Raw genomic sequence first — 17,242 nt, 5'->3', positions numbered from 1 at the left:
GTTACCTTTTCATCGCAGGGTGATTGTTCGCTTTTCGTATAAGATGGTCAGCACCGTATTGAGCGGCTCCCCATAGACCGGCTTCCTCGTTAGCATTGAGTTTGATGGGGATATTGCAGAGCAGGTCCTTGTCTTGTTTATCGCCGAGGAACGATTTCATAAATTCGTTGTGTTCAATAATAATGGGATTTTTTGCGACAATGCCGCCCGTAACGTATAACCCGCCAAGGGCAAAAGTATCGAGTACAAAATTACGGCATATCCGGCCAAAAAATCGTGCAAACCACTCTAGAACAATTGGATACTCCGAAAAATGTGCAACAACCGCCTGGGAAGGCGCTGTCTTACCTGTGTGAAATTCAAAAAGGTATTCCAGACCTGAGCCGGTGAGTATGTTGTCTTGAATGATTTCGTTGTTGCCTGTTTTTTCACGTACAAAGGCTGCGAAATCAGTTTCTTCTTTAGTTGTGAACGGGAAGGCTCCATGACCGCCTTCAGATGGAACGGGTATGTATTTCCCTGTACCATCTGGTACCAGAAGTGATTTTCCAAGACCGGTGCCGGGGCCAAGGATTGCCACAGGGCAGTTTAGAGCAGGGGCACCCGCAGCAATTTCTACGGCATCGTCGAAAGCAGGAGTGAACGATGCGTAGGCTTGCGCAAGAAAGTCATTAATGAGCAGCGCATTGTTGCAGCACAGTTTTTTAGGAATCGCACCGAGATCAATATCCCATGCAATGTTCGGTGGGTCACATTTAGTGCTGTCCACAACGGGCCCTGCAACACCGAAGACCACCGCATCTGCTTCAGAGGGCTGCAACTCAAAGTTAGAATTTGCCAGCAGTTCCAGTAATTGTACAAAGCTGTCCGCAGCATTTGTTGAAAGCCAAATGCTTCGTACCAGACGTATGGTCTTTCCTTGTATAGTAAAGGCTGCAAAGCGGCTGTTTGTTCCGCCAATGTCAGCGGTTAATATGCGTTTCATAGTGTCGTATACTTAGCCTCCGTATGAATGTGCTTTACTGTAGTATACGTGTCTATGTGCAAATGAACTGTTATACAATGGTATAGTTGATTAAAAGTAATAACTAGTCGCAATAGTCATGTAAAGGCTAAATAAAAAAGCGAACCTGAATACTACAGGTTCGCTTTACTCTTTGTATGTCCGGAGTTGCTAGTCTTGCGCTGCAATCCAGTCAGAAGCTTCTTTAAGGTCAAGCGTTCCGGTGTATATAGCTTTTCCGGAAATAGCACCTTCAAGGTTGGCTTGCTTTGTGAGCGGGTACAGTGCCTTGATATCATCAAGAGTTGCAACACCGCCTGCAGCAATTACAGGAACAGACGATGTCTGCGCCAGTTTGGTAAGTGCAGGCAGGTTGACACCAGTCTGCATACCATCGCGGTCGATGTCGGTGTAGATGATGAAAGCTACGCCTTGTTCTTCCATGCGCGGGAGCACATCGTAGATAGTAAGGCCGCTGTCTTCTACCCAGCCTTTTGTTTTTAATACGCCGCCTTCTGCATCAAGGGACACACCGATTTTACCCGGAAATGCCTTGCAGATGGAGCCGAATAATTCAGGTTCCGTCAGCGCGATAGTACCGATGATCAGACGGGAAACGCCAGCGTCAAGATACGCTTTTGCGGTTTTCAGATCGCGGATGCCACCGCCGAGCTGAACAGGCATATCTACGCTGGAGCAGATGTTTTTAATAAGATCACGGTTGACTGGTTCGCCGGAAAAAGCACCATCAAGATCAATTACATGGAGCCATTTGCCGCCTTGTTCCTGCCATTTTTTTGCCATTGCTACCGGATCGGAGGAAAACACAGTTTCCTGATCGGCTTTACCCTGTTTAAGACGAACAGCCTGTCCGCCTTTAATGTCTACAGCAGGAAAAATTATCACAGACCAAGCTCCGTTATAGCCTGACGCATTCCTTCTTCAGCAAGCTGTTCAGCTGTAATCCAGTGACCTTTACGCTTGAACCACTTTTTAATGTTGAGAAGGTTTTCAGAAAGGCTTTCTTGGGTTTCTTCAAAATGAAAACGTGAGATTGAAGGCTCTTCAGCATCAACGCGTAATGTGTAGAAGTCCATATTAACACCCGCAGACTGGAATGCGCCCATATTGCCACCTTCGCGAGGTGTCCAGTCAATTACTTGCGGAATGATAAGAACGTCTGCCTTCATACATATGCCAACCTGATTCCAGAATTGTAACGCATTGAGCGGATCTTCTCTGTGTTGTGCCGTGGTAATTTCGTAACACTGGCTCGCAGCGGCACCGCTCGTATATACGCGGGTAGTTTCTGTCATCAAAAGTTTTTCAAAATCAGCATTCAGTTTGTCCAGAGTTTCAGCAGAAACTTTAAACTGGTCGGAAGGGATGTATCCAGCAAGCAATTCGCCAGTGGTGGTCGGCTGGGTAAAGTTTGCCAGCCCCATAGCTAATGGTGGTAATTGGGCAGGTGGTGTGGGTTTAGCGCAACCGCCAACCATAAACAAGCCAACTAGGCAAAGAATAAGGCCGGTATGACGAAGATGTTTATGCATTAATCAAGACTCCCTTTGGTGCTGAGTAGTTGGTTTCGGTCACAGGAAGCAGCCATGCGCAGAGCCAATCCTAAGCCTTTACATGCTGATTCGAGCAGGTGATGCCCATTTTTACCATAAAGGTAAGAAATATGCATGTTTATTCTTGCGCCATAACTGACGGATTTGAAGAATTCGCGCCACAGGTCAGACTCATCACCGGCAATAACAGGAGGCAATAGGTCGTCACCGCGATACACAAGATAAGGGCGACCGGAAATGTCGATGTTCACTTCAGAGATTGATTCGTCCATTGGCACTTTAGCCATGCCGATGCGGTTGATACCTTTTCGGTCTCCAAGAGCTTCGCGAAGGGCATTACCGAGGCAGATACCAATATCTTCGAGTGTATGATGTGCATCAACGTGTAAATCTCCGTCACAATGAATATGGAGATCAAAGCCGCCCCAGAATGCGATAAGGGTGAGCATGTGGTCGGCAAAACCCCAACCAGTTTTCACGTCTACATTGCTGGTTCCGTCCAGAGTAAGAGTCAGTGATACTTTGGTTTCACTTGTGTCTCTTGTAATGGTTGCGGTACGTTGAGTCATACGTTTACCTCAGATTTAGTCGGTAGATGGTTAAAAGCCGGGCAAAAGCCCGGCCTGTAGTACACCTAGTAGAGTGCAGGAAGGAGTCTGTTAAGACTCAGCCACTGCTTCATCATCTTCGGTGTCGTCGTCTTCCTCGGAAGGGCGGCGTTTGCCGAAGACTGCAGCGATGACAATTGAGATTTCATACAGAATCATCAATGGTCCCGCCATGAGAAGCTGGGATACAACATCCGGTGGCGTAAGGATAGCAGCCAGGACAAATGAGAAGAGTATAGCAAACTTACGTGCTTTACGCATCATTTCTGCTGTCACAATTCCTAATCTGCTCAGGAACAGGGCAAACAGCGGCATCTCAAAAACAAGGCCGAAGGCGAAGATCAGCTTCATCGAGAAGCTTAAATATTCGTTGAGCTTAAGCATGGCCTGAATGTGGCCTGTGTTAAAGCTCATGAAAAATTCAAAAGCAAACGGGAATACAATAAAGTAGGCAAATGCGCCGCCGCCTATAAAACAGGCAGCAGAGAAAAATGCGATTGGAATAATGTACTTACGCTCTTCTTCATACAGTCCCGGTGCAATAAATGCCCATATTTGGTAGAAAATATAAGGACTGGAGATAAAAAAGCCTGCCAAGGCGGCTACTTTAAGGTAGGTCACAAACGCTTCATGCGGCGCTGTGTAGATGAAAGAACTTTGGTCCGGCATTACCGCAACCATCGGCATTACCAGATAATCAAAGAGCTTTTCAGCAAAACTGTAACAGGCAAGACAGCCGATGATGATTGCAAAGCTGATGCGCTTTAAGCGCACGCGAAGCTCATCAAGGTGCTGCAGGAGAGTCATTGACTCTTCTTCTTCGTCTTCATCATCCTCGTCCTCATTATCCAACGCATTAATATGGTCTATCAGAGTAGGGGGAGTAGAAGATTCCTGTTCGTTATCATTAGAATCACCGTCGTCCGAGGCAGCATGTGCCTCGGACGCGGTGTTATCTATATCTTCGTCGTCATGATCATCTATGTGATCAGGACGGGAACCGTCTGAGAACTCTATCTCAGCAGAAGGATCAGAATCATCGCTTCCGTCTGCGTGCACATTGTCAGAAGTATCAGTCTCAGAAGACTCAACGTCTTCAATGTGCTCGTCATTGGAAGCAGTTTCGTCTGCTTCAGAAGGCTGAGCGTCATTTTTTTTATCAACGCTCATTACGCCTGTTCCTTCTCGGTCTTTTGGTCAGCAGTCTCTTTAGCTATCGGCTGAGCATCTTCTGCATTGTCGGGAGCTACTGCGAGGTTTCCGGTAGCGTCAGCTGTTGACGACTCGGCAGCCGGTTCAGGAGCAGATTTTGCTTCCGTTTTAGAGTCTTCGTCACCGAAAATTTTCTTTTCAGCAGCTTTTTTCTCTTTTGCGTGTTCATCTAATGCGATTTCAGTGTTGATAGTACGCTGAAAGTCAGTAGATACACGGCGGAATTCCGCAAGACCTTTCCCAAGTGTACGAGCCACTTTCGGCAAACTCTTAGGACCCAGCACAATAAGTGCTACAACAAGAATAACCAGTATTTCAGTAGTACCGATTCCAAACATGCAGTCACGCCCAATTAGCTAAGGTTGGCTTATTCCCACTCGATAGTGCTCGGTGGCTTGGAGGAGATGTCATAAACAACGCGGTTTACGCCATTCACTTCGTTAATGATACGGCTGGAAATTTTTTCCAGCAGTTCGGAAGGAAGGCGTGCCCAGTCAGCTGTCATAGCATCTACACTATCCACAATACGAAGGGCAATAACGTTTTCGTAGGTTCTGTCGTCGCCCATAACCCCAACAGTCTTAAGCGGCAGCAGAACAGCAAAGCCCTGCCACACTTTGCGATACCATCCGGATGCAGTCAACTCGTTCTGTACGATTTTATCTGCTTTTCTCAAAATAGTGAGACGTTCATCGGTAATTTCACCGATAATACGGATGGCAAGACCAGGACCAGGGAATGGATGACGCCAAACTACGGAGTCAGGCATGCCGAGTTCGATAGCAACTTTACGTACTTCATCTTTAAAGAGCTCGCGAAGCGGCTCGATGAGTTCAAGTTCCATATCGTCAGGCAGGCCGCCGACGTTGTGATGGCTTTTGATTACAGCAGAAGGCCCTTTGTGAGAGATAGATTCGATTACGTCAGGGTACAGGGTGCCCTGTGCAAGGAATTTAACGTTTTCAATTCGTGCTGCTTCTTTATCAAATACATCGATAAATTCGTAGCCGATGATTTTGCGTTTTTTCTCAGGATCTTCAACGCCTTCAAGTTTGGACAAGAAACGCTCACGGGCGTCTACAACAGTGAGGTTGAGGTCGAAGTGTTCGCGCAGGTAGCTGGAAACTTCTTCAACTTCGTTCTGACGCATGAGGCCGTTGTCAACAAAGATGCAGTGGAGACGATGACCGATTGCTTTGTTCAGAAGAACAGCAACAACGGTTGAGTCAATGCCGCCGGAGAGTCCGCAAACGACGTTGCCTTCAGGACCAACTGTTTCCTGACAATCTTTGATAACAGAGTCGATAAATCCTGACATTGTCCAGTCTGGAGTTATTCCTGCGATCTTGAAGAGGAAGTTGTTGATCATGGTGTCGCCACCTTCGGAGTGATGTACTTCCGGATGGTACTGGAGAGCGTAAATGTTTTTCTCTACGCACGCCATAGCTGCAACTTCAAGAGTCTCGGTAGAACCGATGATCTCGAAACAAGGCGGCACAGCTTTAACCTGATCGCCGTGAGACATCCATACACGTAAGGATTCTTCACGGTTAAGGTCAGCAAAGAGAGGGCAGTCTGCAGTCATTTTAAAGTCTGCAGGACCGTATTCACGAGTCTCAGAGCTTGCAAGTTTGCCACCCATGTTGTGCGCGAGAAGCTGCATGCCGTAGCAGATACCGAGTACTGGTACGCCAAGCTCAAGCAGACCCATGTCAAGAGTAGGTGCGTCTTCATCGCCTACGCTTGAAGGGCCACCGGAAAGAATCACAGCAGAAGGATTCATTGCTTTGACTTCTTCAGCTGTAACGATGCAAGGGTGAATTTCAGAGTATACGCCCGCTTCGCGTACGCGACGTGCGATAAGCTGAGTAAACTGAGAGCCGTAGTCAACAATAACGACTTTGCTAATTGCGTCCATAAGTTCCTCTAGAAAGAGAGATTAGTTCTCAACTCGGTAGTTGGGAGCTTCTTTCGTAATGATAACGTCGTGAACATGAGATTCACGAAGACCTGCAGTAGAAATTTCCACCATTTTGGAAACCTCAGGCATGTCAACAATAGTTTTTGCGCCAATGTAACCCATACCGGAACGAAGACCACCTAAGAGCTGGTATACGGAGTCCTGAACAGGGCCTTTGTACGGCACGCGTCCAACGATACCTTCAGGAACAAGTTTTTTGCTCTTTTCCTGGAAGTAACGGTCTGAGCTACCAGCTTTCATTGCATCGATGGAACCCATGCCGCGGTAGTTTTTGTAACGACGACCCTGATAAAGAACAGTTTCACCCGGGGATTCGTCAGTACCTGCGAAGAGTGAACCGATCATGATAGAAGATGCGCCGACGCACAGAGCTTTTACAATGTCGCCGGAGTATTTGATGCCACCGTCAGCAATGATGTGACGGCCAAATTCTTTGGCTGCTTTACAGCATTCCTGAACGGCTGTGATCTGTGGAACACCAACGCCCGCAACAATTCGAGTAGTACAGATGGAGCCAGGGCCGATGCCAACCTTAACGGTGTCTGCGCCAGCTTCGAACAAAGCTTTTGCACCTTCGTAGGTCGCGACGTTGCCGGCAATAATCTGCGCATCAGGGAAGGAGGTGCGAATAGATTCTACAGCTTTAAGAATGTTCAGTGAGTGGCCGTGTGCAGAGTCAAGAACGAGAACATCAGCACCTGCGTCGAGCAGACCCTGAGCGCGTTCTTTACAATCTTCACCAACACCGAGGGCTGCTGCGACACGAAGACGGCCGTTCGCATCTTTACATGCCTTAGGATATTTAATTTCTTTCTCAATATCCTTCATGGTAATGATGCCCTGCAGGGTGTTGTCATCGTCGACAACAAGCAGTTTTTCAATGCGGTGCTTGTGCAAGTGTTCTTTTGCCTGTTCCAGAGTGGTGCCAACAGGAACAGTTACAAGCTTGTCTTTGGTCATCATGTCAGAAACAAGAGTTTCGTCAGGATCGTCGACGAAACGAACGTCACGGTTGGTGATGATACCAACGAGGTTTCCGTTTTCAACGACAGGAAGGCCGGAAATTCTGTAAGTAGACATAACTTCGAGAGCCTGAGTGATGGTCAGGGTAGGCTCAACGGTCACAGGGTCAAGAATCATTCCGGATTCAGATTTCTTAACCTTTTCTACTTCGAGGCACTGCTGCTCAAATGGCATATTTTTGTGAATAACACCGATGCCACCGTGTCGGGCCATTGCGATGGCCATGTCAGATTCGGTGACGGTATCCATTGCTGCTGAAATAAGTGGAATGTTCAGTGCGATGGAATTTGTGAGCTTGGTGGAGAGGTCCACCTGATCCGGCGTGGCTTCAGAATAACCTGGAAGAAGCAACACGTCGTCAAAAGTCAGTGCTTTGCCTAAGATTACGCTCATTGTGTGGGTCTCCAAATAAGTTTTGGGTAGCTATTAAAAAAGGCCACAGTAGCGTAAATTCACGCGTTTAACCGGCCTGGAGTTCAGTACTTTCTTCCCTAGTGTGTTTAGGCGGATAGTACTTTAGGTAATCCCGTTAGCGTATGCGCCCTTTGATTCTATGTCAACGGTTGATTATACTTTTTAGTAGTAGTGAAACCGATTTCGTAGGGACTATACCATAAAATCTTTAAAAGATGATCTGATACAGCATGAGACAAATGGGCTTCATGTACAATACGTATCGGGTATAAAAAAAGCGCATTGCAAGTGCAATGCGCTTTGTGCGTTAGTGTAATCTGTTAAATTTATTTGTCATTGAGTTCTTTTTGCGCAGCGGCTTTAAGATTTTTATTGGCAGATGAGGAAACAATCTTTTTAAACTGTTCGTTACCCTCTGCTGGTTTATCCAGATAGTACTTAAGCAGTACCCCCAGATTATAGCGCGCAGAAGGATCATCTGCAATAGCAATAGAGGTCTCAAAAGCTTTAGCTGCTTTGCTGTAGCTTTGCAGCTTAAAGTTGGCCATGCCGAGCATGTAGAACAGGTGCGCGTTATTCGGCTGGGCTGTAATGCCGCGCTGGATAAACATGCGAGCCTGACTGTATTCTCCATCATCCATAAAATGCTGGGCAATTTCTTCAAGCAGCTTCACATTGTTTGCGTCTTCTTTGAGCTTGCCCATAAGCTCTGCAATGTGTGCAGAGCTATCGTTTTTAGCTTCTGCGGAAACCGTGTTGCGAGGCTGGACAACTTTGGTCAGGCTCGGGTGCTTGGTACGGTAAAAGCTCGAGGTAACGAGCATTACAGCAAATCCCAGAAGGATTGCCGCAATGAATATTTTTGCAACCGTAGTCGGTTGCCTCATTGGAGCATTAGTCATTCAGCAGCTCCATTTGGCGAACGCGTTTGCTTAACTCGCAATGTTTGCGTGCGATAAAGAAGAGGTAGCCTGCAATGCCTACCCAGACTGCAACGTTAGCCATGAGGAGCCAGTTGGAGCTTTCCATGATGAATCTCCTTGAGTGCCTTGTAAATTCAGGCGGTTATTTTTTGTAGTGTTTTGTTAACTTCTCAATGCGGTCTGTAAGAGCCACCTGAGATGAACGAATACCCACAAGAGCTGCACAAATAAGGCCGAAGCAGACCGCACAGATAATAACTGCAAGGTTCGTCATAAGAGGCCAGCTAAAGCTTTCCATTGTGAATGCCCTTCTGTTTCTTATTTATTCAGATGGTTAAAGTTCGTCATGTGTTGTCAGATTATCAATACGGTCAGAGAGCGCCATCTGCGAGGAGCGGATGCCTACAAGGGTGGCCCAGATAAGACCGAAGCAGAGAACACAGACGATAGCCGTAATTTTCATTTCCGGTTCCAGTCCACCTGTTTTGCTGTTGAATACAGCCGGGTGGATAGAACGCCACAAACGGGCGGAAAGGAAAACAAGCGGTACATCAATGAACGCGGCAATGCCGACAACAGAGCTGACCACAGCTTTGCGTTCTGTAGAAAGGGACATGGAACGCAGAATTAGGTAGCCTGCGTATACGAACCACATAACGAGGGTCGTGGTGAGACGCGGATCCCATGTCCACCAGACACCCCAGCTGTGCCGTCCCCAGATCATTCCGGTGACCAGAGCCAGTCCGCTGAAAAGAACACCCACTTCTGCTGATGCTGCTGCGACATTGTCCCAGAAACGCTTGCGGGTTTTCAAATACATAATGGAGGCAACGAATACACAGAAGAAGCTGAGGAGTGACCACCATGCCAGCGGCAGGTGAGTGTAAAACACCTTCTGCACTATGCCCATTACCTGTTCAACAGGGGCATACTGGTAGATGAGGTACTGGCTTAATGCCATCGCCGGTGCGGCCAGAAGCGCCACAGGTGCTATCCATTTTGTTCGCATTATATCCTCTGTAACTGTTATCTGCATCTCTGACTGTTTGATTTATATAGCAAAACAGCCAGTTACTGACAAAGTTTTTTCCTATTGGGAGTGGGACAATTCAGCGCAGCGGAAGCGCTGTTGTCTTCAACCCTATTCTTCTCCGCTGTAAATGTAGCCGAAGAGCAAAAGCCCCGCGGCACCGAACAGCGCATCAAACGCACAGGCAATGCCGAGCCAGTCCCCGAATCCTTCCGGAATGATACCGGAAAAAGCGGCAGACCCGACGCGTACACCTGCAAGCAGAATAGGAATAAGTAACGGGAACAGAATGATAGAGAGTAAAGACTCTTTGGCAGCCTGTCCCTGTGAAAGCGCACCAAGCAGTGCTCCGAGCAAAATTAATCCAAGGTCAATGGCAATGAGCATTGCCAGCCCTATATGCCATAAGTTGGATACAGATTGACCAAGAAAAACGATTGTTGCCGGTAGAAATACTGCCTGCGCACATAAAAGAAGAACGAAACCGCCGAGGGCTTTGCCTATCCAGACCGACTGCACAGGGGCAGGGGAAAGGAGCAGGCCGAAGCGTGCGCCGTTTTGTTCTTCCAGACTGAATAACGTATTAAAGATAAGTACCTGACAGAATACTGAAGCCAGCCAGAAGATGGCAGCAGCAGCCTGTGCACTCATTTTTTCACCGATCTGCTGAGACAAACTGAATACAAAGATAAGCAGTAAGCCGAGTAGAAGTGCCTGAATAAGTCCTGTTCCTCGTGCAAGCACAAGTTTCAGGTCTTTTGCGGCAATGGAAACAGCTGCTTTTAACATACCGCCTCCGGTGTGTAGCCCTGTGCTTCGCCAAAGTATTCAACCTTCTTATCACGGATGGCGAGTACTTTGTCGGCGCGCACGAGGTCGGAAGCAACGGAGTGGCTGATCCACACAAGCCCCGCACCGCGTTCTTTTGCAGCAGCAATTTCGTTATGCAGGATGTTCATAGAACGGACATCCAGTCCCGTACCCGGCTCATCAAGCAGGATAAGGGACGGCTGGAGCAAAAATACACGGGCAAGATTCAAACGTTGCGCCATGCCGCGCGAGAAACAACCTGCGCGCTCGAATGCAAAGCGTTTAAGCTCTACACGATCAAGTGCGGCAAGCAGTGTGTCCTCGTCATTTTTCTGCCCGTGAAGGGAAGACCAGAAGGACAAGTTTTCAAGGGCTGACAAATCTGGATAAATGAAGGTCTGATGTCCCACGTATCCAATACTGTCATTTTCTACTGTAAGCTTTACCTCTCCGGCTGTAGGCTCGGAAAGGCCTGCCATAATCTTGAGCAAGGTTGATTTGCCCGCGCCGTTAGGACCGGCCAGTATTGTTACTGTACCCGGTTCAACCGTGCAGGAAACATCCTTGATGATTAGACGGTTGCCATAAAATTTAGCAACCTTGTCCAGTTTAAGCAGCATCCGTTACCTTTTCAGATTTGCGGAATCTGGTAAATCCGATGAACGGGAAGAGGCACATAAGCGTACCACCAATCCAGAACCAGTTAACCATCGGTTCAATACTCAATTTAACAGTGATATTGCCTTGAGAGTCTGCCCCGAGGAGGGAAGAGTAAAGCTCTTCACCGAAGGACGGGATAATGGATACTTCTGCGAAGGATCTGTTTTTGCCGAATTTGTTGTAGAGGCGGCGCTGAGGTTCAAGCGTTCCAACAAGCTTGCCGTCTTCATAAACGTCAATTTCGGCTTGCAGGAAAACATATCCCGGTGCCTGACCTTCATACAGTTTTTTGTATTTGAATGTGTATTCTTGAAGTGCAGCAGTTCCGCCATGACTGATCCTAGTCTGAATTTCCTGCTTGTACGAACCGGAGAATGCAATACCGATAACGATAAGTGCAACACCGATGTGCACACCGTATGCGCTAATGGCCCGGTTGCTTTTGCGTACAGAAGCGTCTGTCGCAAAGAGCAGAACTATACCGGCGATACACCCGGCAGCGGAACCTACAGCAAGGATGGAAACAGGAATCTGGTATCCGGCAATGTACATGCCGGCACCTGTAGCGATAAAGACAGCAGTAACAGTGCCAAGCATTATTGTACTTTTAACGCCGCCTTTCCATTTCATCCATGGGCAGATCATCAGCAGTACGGAGATGACGGCTGCCAGAGGCATACAGACTTTGTTATAGAAGTTTTGATCAAGTCCCTGCGGGTTGCTTGTAAAGAACTTGGAGAATACCGGCCACATTGTAGCAATGAGGATGATAACACTAAGTGCAATAAGGAACCATGCAGCTACCAGCAGCAAACCTTCACGGCTGAAGAGTTCAGCCATCGGTTTTGCGTTTGGATTTTTGCAGGTTGCCGTTGCAAACAGGGCCAACGCGGTAAAGAAGATAATAAAGATGAGCAGTGGAGTTCCGACGCCACCGTCACCGAATGCGTGTAAGGACTCAACAACACCGCTGCGTACAAGGTAGGTGGCGAACACAGCGGATATGGTTGTGAGCGCAACAAGGAAGGTGTTTGTTCTGTGCAGCTTGCCTCTGCGGGTCTCGATAACAGAGGTATGCAGGAATGCAGACCCGACGAGCCAAGGGATAAGCGATGCGTTTTCCACTGGATCCCATGCCCAGTATCCGCCCCAGCCAAGTTCCATGTATGACCACCAGCAACCGAGGATAATACCTGCGGTAAGGGTAAGCCATGCAAACAGAATCATGTTGCGGGACGCATCTGTCCAGCTTCCTTCATCGTGCTGGGAACCGTTGAGAGCCTGAGCAAGAGCAAGACAGCTAGGGATAGTGAAACCACCATACCCGAGGAACAGAAGCGGCGGATGAAAAATCATGCCCGGATTCTGCAACAGCGGGTTCAATCCGTTACCGTCAGCGGGAATAGGGCTGATAAGCTCAAACGGGTTGGACCATGTGGTCAACAGGAATAAGAAGAAACCGATAAACGTAAGGAAGAGCATCCAGAACCACATTTTAGTGCCGTCTGAAAGCGCTTTGTACGCGTTAGTGTAACAGAAAATAATGCCGCATAACGCAACTGACCATGCCCAGAAGAGCAAGGAACCGGCCTGACCGGCCCAGAAGGCGGTTACGCGATAGAAAAGCGGAAGATCAAGGCTGGTATAACTTGATACATAGTAATTAGAGAAATCAAAGTTAATCAGTGCCCAGAGAAGAATTAATGAACTCAGAGTGATGAGAGTTGTAATCATCATCTGCGATTTTTCGATCCAGTGCAGCAGGGTAGAGCGTCCCTGCCAAATCTGCAATGCAGCGACTGCGCCGAAGCCAATGGCAAACAGCAAAGACGCCACAAGCAGCAAAAATGCTAAGAGATGCATGATGCTCCTTCAGCCGATAAACGGCGACGTGGGGGAAGTAGTACAGGTGGAATAGAACGGATGTGCAGCCGGCTATTCCCTATTTTTCTTTTCGTACTTCGATGGACATTTTGTCATAAGCGTACGTGCTTGAAACGCTTTTGTTGCGTCATCAATATTACCTTCAACAATGACTTCAGCACCGGCTTTGAAAGTATCCGGTACGGCTCCATCGTATACAACAGGTAATACGAGTTTCTTATCTTTTGCATCTTCGAGAATGAAGGTAACGCCCAGTCCTTCCTCATGTCGCTCAATTTTGCCAGCCTTAACGGTACCGAAAAGACGGGCAGAACCAAGCTGGTCCGGTGTCATTGCCAAAGCTTCAGAAACTTCCAGGAAGTATACGCTGTTTTGTGAAAAACCGGAGAAAAGCAGATACCCGACGCCTCCTAAAAAAAGAAGCAGGGCAGCAATATATACGCTTTTGCCGTTTTTCTTTGCCATAGTGTCTCCTGACAGTGTCGATTTTATGGACAGAAATGTCCTGTGCTATCTGAGCCATTCTCCCCCGGATCAGATGCCTTTTTCGAATAATTGGTTTAATGCCTCATTGCAACAAATAGTTTTGGGTAACAAAAAGCTGTGCTCTGTTTCGTTGCAAGTGCGGTAGTAAAGAGAATCCGGTTTTGTGTGGCCGCGAGTTGTAAAGTATGATTTGATATACCTTACTATTAACGGGTTATCAATTTGTCCTTACCCAGCTGTTTTCTTTTGCTTCTTGCCAGCAGCTGCATATCATCTACACGGTCTGTTTCGTCAACAATCTCTGTGCCGAGAATTTCCTCAAGCACATCCTCAAGAGATACAACACCGCTCACTCCGCCATATTCATCGATAGCAACGAAGAGATGTTCTCTGCTTTCAAGGAAGTTTCTAAGCACTTTATCAAGCGTGACGGAATCCAGCACAAAGTTTACGGGGCGTACCAGCGTTGAAAGCTTGGTTTCTGTGCGACCCGCAGCAAGTTCTTCATAAATAAAGCGGCGCATAACAATGCCGACAATATCTTCATTATTTTCAGCGTATACCGGAATACGGCTGTAGTGTTTAATGTCCAGTACCTGTTGTGCCTCTTTTACAGTGATATCGACAGGTAGAGTAAACGTTACTGTGCGCGGGGTCATAACTTCGTGCACATGTTTATGGTCAAGTGAAAGGATGTTCTGGATGGATGCCGCTTCACTGGAATCGATTTCGCCAGCATTACGGGACAGGCTTACAATGGCGCGGATATCGTCTTCAGTGGCATTCGGCCCTTTATTGGAAGACGTAAGTTTGTGCGTCATCCAGGAGCAAATGTAAATGATCGGGCTGAGCATGATGACTAAGCCGTTCAACGGCCGGGCAATAACGCCGCTTAACTGTCGGGCATAGGATACACCGAGTGTTTTGGGAACAATCTCTGAAAAAAGCAGAATGCTGACAGTAAAGCCGACTGCAAAGTACGGCATGTACTCCGCTCCGTAGACCTTGGTAAACGCCGCGCCTGCCAGTGTAGCACCGGCAGTATTGGCAACAGTGTTCAAGGTAAGAATTGCGGTGATCGGGCGTTCAACATCGCTGCGGAGTTTAAATAGAGTTCTGCCAGCTTTTGAACCGGAACTTCGGAGCCGTTCAATATGACTCCATGGGACGGAGTATAAAATAGCCTCGGTAATAGAGCATGTTGCCGAAATAACAATTGAAAATGTTACGGCGGTTATTAACTCAAACATGTAGTTCCTTCAGGTAGATTTAATATATAGTAGTAATTGCGGGTGTACCGGTAGTTTGCTGTCATGTATGCACTATCTTTGGGCAAGTTGCTACCGTATTGTGGGGGGAGTTTTTCTGTACCCGTATGCAAGCCCCTTTCGGGTGCTCGCTATAATAACGCTCGAAATTCGCATTCGGCTGGCACTCCTCCTTACCTTTCCCCGCTTACAGATAATTATTATTAACTTACTAAGGAGATAGCAATATGTTAACGATGCAAAAAAAATTACAGTATCATACAAAAAATTGAAAGGGGGGTGTGTCTATCTGGTTGGCGTTATTCAGTATGTGATTCTACCTCATTTTCTTGCAAAAAATAGAATGCCGTGCGAAAGAGTCGCGAACGCTATTCCAGTATAACTGATAACAGAAACTCAGGGAAAAAATAAATGGCGCAGATTAAAAATATACTGCTCGATCGTGATGGTACTGTGATTGTAGATAAACATTACTTATCTGATCCGGAAAAAGTAGAACTTATTCCGGAAGGGGGCAGAGCTCTTGCTGCACTCCAGCAGGCAGGAATGCGCTTGTATATTGTCACGAACCAGTCCGGCATCGGGCGTGGATATTTTACAGAAGATGATCTGCACGCATGTACCGTTCGACTTGATGAACTTGCAGAGTTGTTCGGCGCGATGATTGAGGATACTGTTTTTTGTCCGCACGCACCTGAGGAAGAATGCGATTGCCGTAAGCCTCTTACGGGAATGTGGTCTCAGCTTAAAGATATGTATGGGTTACTGCCGGAAGAGTCTGTCATGATCGGAGATAAGCAGGCAGACATTGATCTTGGTAAAAATGCCGGATTAGCCGCATCCATTCTGGTGCTTACAGGCAAAGGTGAAAAAGAACGCCAGAAGCTGGAGCTTCCCGAGGTTGATGAATCTACCGGATATGTGACGGTTTGTACTGAAAATGGCTGGATGCTTGCCGTTGCTAAAGATCTTTCCGCAGCAGTACGCTGGATTGAGAACGAATTGGCACAAGGGGACAACTAGATGGGCAGAATAGGTATATGGAATACCGCTTTTCTTGGTGATGCTGTTCTTACACTTCCGCTCATACGGACTGTGAAAGCTGCATTTCCGGATTCTCCGATAGATTTCTATGTCCGTAAGGGCGTGGAGTCTCTTTTTTCTGCCCAGCCGGAACTGGATAATGTGTACGCGTACGACAAGCGCGGTTCACAGAAGTCTTTTTTTTCTGCCCTGTCTTATGGTCGTGAACTCGCCAAAAAAGAGTATTCTCTATGGATTTCAGCGCATACCAGCCTTAGAAGCGGTGTGATTGCACGCTGGACATCTGCCCATACCCGCATCGGCTACAACAAGCCTATATTTAATAACTGGCTCTACACCACCACTGTGGATAGAAAATTTTCAGAGCTGGAAGAAATTGAAAGGCTTATGCAACTTGTAAAGCCGCTTTCCATTGCAGAAACTCTTGACTGGCCGGAACTGGTTTTGCCGCAAGCAGCATATGATGATGCGGATGCGTTCTGGAAAAAACACATAACTTCTCCTGTGCTCGGGGTTAATCCCGGCTCTGTGTGGGCAACAAAGCGCTGGCCTGCCGAGTATTATGCGGAGGTGGTTGCAAAAGCCATTGATGCGGGTGCTCAGGTTATGGTGTTTGGAGGGCCCGGTGAAGAATTAATGGCTCAGGAAGTTATAGAGAAAAGTGGCGCGCAGGATTCTGACAGCCTTATTGATCTTTCCGGTGCGCTTTCTCTGGTACAGTTAGCTGCGTATCTGAATAAACTTACCTGCTATGTGACAAACGACTCCGGCCCGATGCATATTGCGTGGGCGCAGCGGACGCCTTTGACAGCTATTTTCGGCCCAACAGTCCGTGAACTTGGATTTTTTCCCCGTGGTGAAGCTTCAACCGTTCTGGAAACAGAACTTGCATGTCGTCCCTGCGGTCTGCATGGGTCTAACTCCTGCCCGAAAGGGCACTTTTCCTGTATGCATTCCATTACACCTGAAATGGTGTGGAATGACGTTGAGAAAAAGTTGTTTGTTTAGGGAAGATATATACAACAAACCTGCCTTGAATATGCTACACTGCTTGCAATATTAAGGAGGTTTGTATGGTTGTTTGCAGTGAAATGAAAGTAGGTGATGTGTACTATTGTACGTCATGCCATTTGGAAATAAAAGTTTTGAAAAGCTGCGCCTGTAAGACCGATGGCAATGTGGAGGAACGATGCTCCGTGCCATTACAGTGCTGTGGTAAGCCGCTTACAAAGAAATAAGTAACATTGGGTTCATTCCAATGTAACGATTGAGAGGTAAAGAGAGTAGAACGTATAGTTCTACTCTTTTTTTATGTCATAGGA

General features: G+C 47.3%; 19 protein-coding genes. 2 read left to right on the top strand and 17 right to left on the bottom strand.

The window, feature by feature from the left end; translation table 11 throughout:
- Position 1: 1 nt before the first annotated feature.
- From F461_RS16785 to F461_RS0101695, 17 genes are all read right to left on the bottom strand, one after another.
- Positions 2-985, bottom strand: coding sequence for a glucokinase (locus tag F461_RS16785; RefSeq protein ID WP_019999445.1), 984 nt, complete (start codon positions 983-985; stop codon positions 2-4).
- 189 nt (positions 986-1,174) lie between these two features.
- Positions 1,175-1,909: a 1-(5-phosphoribosyl)-5-[(5-phosphoribosylamino)methylideneamino]imidazole-4-carboxamide isomerase gene (gene hisA, locus F461_RS0101770; protein WP_019999444.1), complete on the bottom strand. Its 735-nt coding sequence runs from the start codon at positions 1,907-1,909 to the stop codon at positions 1,175-1,177.
- On the bottom strand, positions 1,906-2,556 hold the full coding sequence (locus F461_RS0101765) for a hypothetical protein (RefSeq protein ID WP_019999443.1): 651 nt from the start codon (positions 2,554-2,556) through the stop codon (positions 1,906-1,908). The genes hisA and F461_RS0101765 overlap by 4 nt, the downstream gene beginning before the upstream one ends.
- Entirely contained in the window at positions 2,556-3,146 is a 591-nt protein-coding gene (gene hisB, locus F461_RS0101760; RefSeq protein WP_019999442.1) for an imidazoleglycerol-phosphate dehydratase HisB, read from the bottom strand. Before hisB ends, F461_RS0101765 begins: the two co-directional genes overlap by 1 nt.
- A 90-nt stretch (positions 3,147-3,236) precedes the next feature.
- Positions 3,237-3,992 carry a twin-arginine translocase subunit TatC gene (tatC, locus tag F461_RS0101755; protein WP_026364563.1) on the bottom strand — a complete coding sequence of 252 codons (756 nt, stop codon included), beginning with the start codon at positions 3,990-3,992 and terminating at the stop codon, positions 3,237-3,239.
- A 362-nt stretch (positions 3,993-4,354) separates the two neighbouring features.
- A complete protein-coding gene (gene tatB / locus F461_RS0101750; protein WP_019999440.1) occupies positions 4,355-4,735 on the bottom strand; it encodes a Sec-independent protein translocase protein TatB in 381 nt (126 codons plus the stop codon).
- Positions 4,736-4,764: 29 nt separating this feature from the next.
- The gene (gene guaA, locus F461_RS0101745; RefSeq protein ID WP_019999439.1) at positions 4,765-6,315 is read right to left on the bottom strand and encodes a glutamine-hydrolyzing GMP synthase; all 1,551 of its coding nucleotides are present in this window, start codon (positions 6,313-6,315) and stop codon (positions 4,765-4,767) included.
- 21 nt (positions 6,316-6,336) lie between these two features.
- The gene (guaB, locus tag F461_RS0101740) at positions 6,337-7,794 is read right to left on the bottom strand and encodes an IMP dehydrogenase (RefSeq protein ID WP_019999438.1); all 1,458 of its coding nucleotides are present in this window, start codon (positions 7,792-7,794) and stop codon (positions 6,337-6,339) included.
- A gap of 347 nt (positions 7,795-8,141) precedes the next feature.
- Positions 8,142-8,717, bottom strand: a complete 576-nt coding sequence (locus tag F461_RS0101735) for a tetratricopeptide repeat protein (RefSeq protein WP_019999437.1) — start codon at positions 8,715-8,717, stop codon at positions 8,142-8,144.
- Positions 8,710-8,844 (bottom strand): CcmD family protein, encoded by a 135-nt coding sequence (locus F461_RS18900; RefSeq protein WP_019999436.1) that lies wholly within the window; start codon positions 8,842-8,844, stop codon positions 8,710-8,712. The genes F461_RS0101735 and F461_RS18900 overlap by 8 nt, the downstream gene beginning before the upstream one ends.
- Before the next feature lie 36 nt (positions 8,845-8,880).
- Positions 8,881-9,036, bottom strand: coding sequence for a hypothetical protein (locus F461_RS19145; RefSeq protein WP_019999435.1), 156 nt, complete (start codon positions 9,034-9,036; stop codon positions 8,881-8,883).
- Between the two features lie 36 nt (positions 9,037-9,072).
- On the bottom strand, positions 9,073-9,747 hold the full coding sequence (locus F461_RS0101720) for a cytochrome c biogenesis protein (protein ID WP_019999434.1): 675 nt from the start codon (positions 9,745-9,747) through the stop codon (positions 9,073-9,075).
- 132 nt (positions 9,748-9,879) lie between these two features.
- On the bottom strand, positions 9,880-10,557 hold the full coding sequence (locus F461_RS0101715) for a heme exporter protein CcmB (protein WP_019999433.1): 678 nt from the start codon (positions 10,555-10,557) through the stop codon (positions 9,880-9,882).
- Complete coding sequence (ccmA, locus tag F461_RS0101710; RefSeq protein ID WP_019999432.1) at positions 10,551-11,198, bottom strand: heme ABC exporter ATP-binding protein CcmA; 648 nt, start codon at positions 11,196-11,198, stop codon at positions 10,551-10,553. The genes F461_RS0101715 and ccmA overlap by 7 nt, the downstream gene beginning before the upstream one ends.
- The gene (locus F461_RS0101705; protein WP_019999431.1) at positions 11,188-13,101 is read right to left on the bottom strand and encodes a heme lyase CcmF/NrfE family subunit; all 1,914 of its coding nucleotides are present in this window, start codon (positions 13,099-13,101) and stop codon (positions 11,188-11,190) included. Before F461_RS0101705 ends, ccmA begins: the two co-directional genes overlap by 11 nt.
- Before the next feature lie 72 nt (positions 13,102-13,173).
- Positions 13,174-13,587 carry a cytochrome c maturation protein CcmE gene (locus F461_RS0101700; protein WP_019999430.1) on the bottom strand — a complete coding sequence of 138 codons (414 nt, stop codon included), beginning with the start codon at positions 13,585-13,587 and terminating at the stop codon, positions 13,174-13,176.
- Positions 13,588-13,814: 227 nt separating this feature from the next.
- On the bottom strand, positions 13,815-14,858 hold the full coding sequence (locus F461_RS0101695) for a CNNM domain-containing protein (RefSeq protein WP_019999429.1): 1,044 nt from the start codon (positions 14,856-14,858) through the stop codon (positions 13,815-13,817).
- 429 nt (positions 14,859-15,287) lie between these two features.
- Here F461_RS0101695 and F461_RS0101690 point away from each other — a divergent pair, with 429 nt between their 5' ends.
- Positions 15,288-15,899 (top strand): D-glycero-alpha-D-manno-heptose-1,7-bisphosphate 7-phosphatase, encoded by a 612-nt coding sequence (locus tag F461_RS0101690; RefSeq protein ID WP_019999428.1) that lies wholly within the window; start codon positions 15,288-15,290, stop codon positions 15,897-15,899.
- Positions 15,900-16,928 carry a lipopolysaccharide heptosyltransferase II gene (waaF, locus tag F461_RS0101685; protein ID WP_019999427.1) on the top strand — a complete coding sequence of 343 codons (1,029 nt, stop codon included), beginning with the start codon at positions 15,900-15,902 and terminating at the stop codon, positions 16,926-16,928. It abuts the gene before it with no gap.
- Positions 16,929-17,242 lie beyond the last annotated feature (314 nt).

This window comes from Halodesulfovibrio aestuarii DSM 17919 = ATCC 29578 (assembly GCF_000384815.1).
Taxonomy (GTDB): domain Bacteria; phylum Desulfobacterota; class Desulfovibrionia; order Desulfovibrionales; family Desulfovibrionaceae; genus Halodesulfovibrio; species Halodesulfovibrio aestuarii.
This window is presented reverse-complemented; position numbering and strand designations above follow the sequence as displayed.